The sequence below is a fragment of the Microbacterium sp. Bi128 genome, assembly GCF_918698205.1.
On record NZ_CAKKMM010000287.1, the window covers coordinates 1 to 5,170 of the forward strand.

The window sequence follows — 5,170 nt, forward strand, 5'->3', positions numbered from 1 at the left end:
GCGGTGGTGGCCGTGACGTCGGCCAGCCCGGCGTCGTCGAAATCGGCGCCATCCACATCGGCTTCCGTGAGCTTTCCGTCGGTCTGGGCGGCGGGCTGGTCGGTGACCGCGGCAGTGGCAGCGTCACTGGCCTGTCCACTGGTCCGGGCCGACTGCACGAAGCCGCGGAAAACCAGCCCGGCGATGGCCGCACCGACCACCGGTGCCACCCAGAAGAGCCACAGCTGCCCGAGCGCGTCCGGGCCGCTGAAGATGGCCGCCGCCGTTGCCCGGGCCGGGTTGAACGGCACATTGCCGAGGGCCTGGCCCAACTGCAGGAGCATCGCCGTCGTCAGGCCGACCGCGAAGGGCGCAGCCGCCCTGGCCGGATTCCGGCGGGCGGTCGTGGCAAGGAAGATGGCCACGAGCAGTGCCGTGCCGAGGACCTCCACGAGCAGGACGCCTGCCATGGGCACCTGGATGATCGAGTGCTCGCCGAATCCGGCGGCCACGGTGGCGAATGCGCCCTGGGAGTCGTTGATGGTCGGCACGGTGCGCAGGACGCCGTACAGGGCGACGGCCCCGAGCACGGCGCCCACCAGCTGCGCGCCGATGTAAGCGGCGGCGTGGGCAAGCCGGATCCGGCCGGCGATGGCGTCCTTGGTCATGACGGGGTCGGCGAGCCGGCCCAGCTCGTCCAGGCTGGCCTGTTTGTGCGCGACCCGGAGCTCACCGGCATACTTCAGGTGGTCCGGGACGTCGTCGCCCAGGATTTCCAGGGCGCGGTCCACCCGGGCACCGGCGGCCACGGCGGCCTGCGCGGAACGGCGCAGGTTCGCGTCATCGAAGTTGGCGAGCCGGTTGGCCGTGGCGCGGACTTCCTTGCGCATGCGGCGTTCCTCCCAGACCATCAGCGCGTCGTGGGCGCCCATGCGCGTCAGCAGCGCGGCGATCGTGTCACCGTCGCGGATCACCACGCGGTCCACACCCCTGACCTCGCGGGCCTTGGCCTGGATGCCCAGGCGGCGGGCCGCGCCGACGAGGGCCAGGGCCGATTCGGGGCCGGGGCAGGTGACTTCCATGGCCGAGGAGCGGCCGGGCTCGGTGAGCGAGCCGTGGACCAGGAACGCGCCGCGCCAGACAGCTTCGGCGTCCGCGGCGGAGCCGTTCACCACTACCGACGGAAGGCCGCGCACGGGGCGCCCCCGCGCGTCCAGGAGCCCGGTCTGGCGGGCGAGGGCCTCACCGTCGCGCACCACCCGCACCACGTAGCGGCTGCCGCGGCGCAGGCCGCCGCCGGAGACCACGATGATCTCGCTCTGGTGGCCGTACACCTCGGCGATGGCGGCGCGCAGCCGCCGGGCGGTCGATGCGAGGTCGACTTCGGCCTCGATCACTATCCGGCCCGAGATAATGTGCAGCCCGCCGGCGAAGCGGAGCATCGCCGATACCTCGGCCTTGCGGACTGAGGACTTCTTGATATCCAGACGGGAAAGTTCTTCCTTGACTGATGCTGTCAGTGCCATGGCACCTTTCCTAACTATTCCCGAAAATATCGTGATACGCCGTCGCCAGCCGCAACGGATCGTGGACCGGACGGCGACCAGACGCCCCCACTTTACCCAAGACCACCTCGGCACCGAGCATTCCTGCCGCCGCCTCGAAGTCGGGCATGTTCTGCACCGACGCCGGGTCGGCCAGGATGACGTCGATCGTGAACTCCGGCGCGTATTCGCGCAGCACCCGGAGGTGGTCGGCGGCGGACATGCCGGCCGTCTCCTTGGTATCTGTGGCCAGGTTCATGGTCAGGCACCGGCGGGCAGCGGTGTTGGCGAGGGCCTCGCGCATCTCGGGCAGCAACAGGTGCGGCAGCACGGACGTGTACCAGGAGCCTGGCCCGAGGATCACCCAGTCGGCCAGCTCGATCGCCGTCAGTGCCTCGGTGCAGGCCGGAGCGTTCTCAGGCAGGAGCCGGACGTGCTCCAGGGACCCTGCCACCGCGCACTTGGCCTGGCCGGTGAGGGTCTGCAGTGCCGTCGCGCCGTCCGGGGCGGTGACCCGGACCTGGCCCTCGATGGTCAGCGGGACGCTGGACATCGGCAGGACTTCGCCGCGCGCGCCGAGCAGGGCGCCGGCCCACTTCAGGCCTGCGACGGTGTCGCCCAGGAGCTCCCAGAGCGTGACGATCAGGAGGTTGCCCATCGCGTGCTCATCGAGGGAGCCGCCGCGGCCTTTGCCGGGGGCGAAGCGGTGCTGCATGACATCGCGCCACGTGCGGCCCCAGTCGGTGTCGTCGCACAGCGCGGACAGGGCCATCCGGAGATCACCGGGCGGCAGGACGCCGTACTCTTCGCGGAGCCGGCCGGAGGATCCGCCGTCGTCCGCGACCGTGACGACCGCGGTGAGTTCGGAGGTCAGCAGGCGCAGGGCCGACAGCGAGGCGGAGAGGCCGTGGCCGCCGCCGAGCGCGACGACGGAGGGGCCTTTGTCCTGCTGGCTGGCGAAGGCCGCGCTGGCGGGCGGGACAAGGGGCAGCGGGCCGGTCAGCAGCGCCATTACTCGCGGCCCAGGTCCCGGTGCGTCGTGGTCACCGTGACGCGCGGATACTGCGCCAGCCTCCGTGAGAGCTCGACGGCGACCGCCACGGAGCGGTGCTTGCCGCCGGTGCAGCCCACGGCGATGGTGGCGTAGTGCTTGTTCTCCCGGCGGTACCCGTCCAGGACAGGTTCAAGGGCCAGGACGTAGCGTTCCACGAAGTCGCTGACGCCCTGGGCCTCCAGCACGTAGTCGCTGACGTCCTTGTCCAGTCCGGTGTGCGGGCGCAACTGCGGCACCCAGTGCGGGTTGGGGATGAAGCGGGCATCGGCCACGAAGTTGGCGTCCACCGGCAGCCCGTACTTAAAGCCAAAGCTCATGACGTTCAGCCGCAGCGCCACCGGCCCGGTCTCGCTGAAGAGTTCGGTGATGGCGGTGGCGAGGCCATGGACGTTGAGGGAGGACGTGTCCAGGACGATGTCGGCGGTGTCCTTCAATTCACGGACCAGCTCGCGTTCGGCGGCGATGCCGTCGAGGATCCGGCCGCCGCCCTGGAGCGGGTGGGGCCTGCGGCCCTGCTCGAAGCGGCGCACCAGGACGTCGTCGTTGGCGTCGAGGAACAGGACGCGGAAGCTCACGCCGGTGGCTTCCAGGGCGCGGAGGGCCCGGTCGGCGAGCTGCTCGTCCAGATTGGAGATCGTGCCGATGGTGTGCGGAAGGCGTTCGCATGCCTTGAAGGCGGCCCCGCCTTTGAAGTCGACGAGGATAAAGTTCAGGCGCGTCGGATCGTTGCGTGCCGCGAGGCCGGCCACAAGCGAGCGGAGGAACTCGGACTTGCCGGAGCCGGTGGTGCCGCCCACCAGGCCGTGCGGGCCGTCCTTGACCAGGTCCAGGGTCAGGGTACCGTTCTCCCCTGTGCCGATCGGCGTGGAGACTCCGGTGGGAGCCTGCCACATGCGACGGATCGTGGTCGAGTCCGGGCGGTCGTAGCCGAGGAGCCCGGGCAGCCGCACAAGCGGGGGCAGCGAGGCCCCGGGCACGCTCAGCTCCGGATCGTCGAAGTGCGCCACGCGCATTGCGCAGCGAAGGGCCTCCTCCTGGTCCAGGCCCGCCAGGATGACGTCCTCCACGCGGGTCAGGTCCTCCGGCTGGTCCACAGTGGCCGCTGCGTCCGAACCGACCCTGATGATCGTGGTGCAGGAGGCCGGCAACTGTTCCTCCGAAGTCGCGATGACGATGCCCGCCACCCGGGACGGGCGCCGCTGCGGGCTCCCATGGGCCCCGGGCACGGAGCGGCCCGTGCCGAGCAGCGCGCGTGCCGGTGAGTCCCTGCCCTCCGTGAGGACCTCGGAGTCCAGGACCACCAGCATCGCTGGTGTGGGCAGCTCCTGCACAGCGTCCTTGAGCGTGCGCAGCATGGCCAGGCTCGCCTCGCGGTCCGCGGACATCCACCGCTCGCCCGTGCTGCTGCCGGCCTGGCGCGTGTGCGGCAGCCATGAAGCCCACTCCCACTCGTCAGCGCGTCCGGCGTCGCAGAAGACGCCGATGGTCAGGTCGGCTGGGCCGACGTGCACCGCGGCCTGGGCCAGGAGGGATCGCGCGAGCGCCAGAGTCCCCTCCCGCGGCCCGACGATACCCACCACACCGGCGTCGGTCAGGTCCACGAGCACGGGCGCGGCCTGAAGGCGCGCGGCCGCGAGGGAGTCCTTCACCTTCTCATCCAGCCGCGACCCGGCTGTGCGGTCCACCTCGGGCTTCCAGGGGACGTCACCTGTGCCGGCGTGCAGGGCCAGGAAGTCGTCCGCGTCGGCGCGGCGCTGCCACAAGGACGTGGCGGGGAGTGCGGGGCGCCGGACTACGGTCGCGGGATCGGGGATCATCCGATGGCGTCGTGCGGTCTCCGTCGCTGCGGCTTCGCGGATCTGCCGCTCGAATCCTTGGAGCGCCCCGGCGAAGCGCTCGTCCTCTTCTTTGAGGCCCCGGGCGTGACGGCGCTTTTGTTCGAACCACATGCCCACGCCCATGACCGGGCTGAGCATGGCGAACATCGCGAAGCGCAAGTCCCGCAGGATCAAGACCATCGCCGCCGCCATCACGAGGGGCGCGAGCACCGTGATGTAGCTGAATTTGCTGGCCGGCGGCACGTCCTTGCGGCTCGGCGGGACCAGGGGCTCGCCCGCCGGGGTCTGCCCGGGGCGGGGAGGCCGGTTGAAGGGCGCTGTCGCCGCCGGCGTGAGGTTGTGCAGGCTGCCAGGCGGCGGGGCGGGCGTCTCGTCCAGGGACCGGCGCAGGAGGAGCACCGCGCCGCCCGCCGTGATCGTGGCGGTTTCGGTCACCAGGACCCCGTCCTCCCCCACCGGCTCGCCATTGACGAGGGTGCCGTTCGTGGACCCGCCATCGAACACCCGCAGCCCGTCCTCCTCCCGGCGCAGGCGGCAGTGGTCCCATGACGCACTTTCGGTCGGAAGGCTCAGATCGGCGTGAGGGGACCGGCCGATGAGCATCTCTCGCCCGTGCGGAACGTCAGTCACGCCGCCGGTGCTCTGGCCGCCGGCGAGCGTCACGCTCCAGCCGCGCACGCGCTGCGGAATCTGCCACGGCGCCCGCGAGATGCGGCTGCCCTCCAGGAAGATCAGCTCTGAGACGGGGGTGGAAC

Annotated in this window: 3 protein-coding genes and 1 pseudogene; all 4 read right to left on the minus strand. The window is 71.1% G+C overall.

All coding sequences use genetic code 11. The annotated features are described in order from the left end of the window. Positions 1-578: aquaporin (locus LQV45_RS17175; RefSeq protein ID WP_230008069.1), on the minus strand; the 578-nt coding region annotated here is incomplete at its 3' end. A gap of 18 nt (positions 579-596) precedes the next feature. Next, positions 597-1,505, minus strand: a pseudogene (whiA, locus tag LQV45_RS17180) (DNA-binding protein WhiA); the annotation flags it as partial. 10 nt (positions 1,506-1,515) lie between these two features. Beyond that, positions 1,516-2,535, minus strand: coding sequence for a uridine diphosphate-N-acetylglucosamine-binding protein YvcK (gene yvcK / locus LQV45_RS17185; RefSeq protein WP_230008068.1), 1,020 nt, complete (start codon positions 2,533-2,535; stop codon positions 1,516-1,518). Further along, positions 2,535-5,170: RNase adapter RapZ (gene rapZ, locus LQV45_RS35810; protein WP_374208234.1), on the minus strand; the 2,636-nt coding region annotated here is incomplete at its 5' end. The genes yvcK and rapZ, both read right to left, overlap by 1 nt.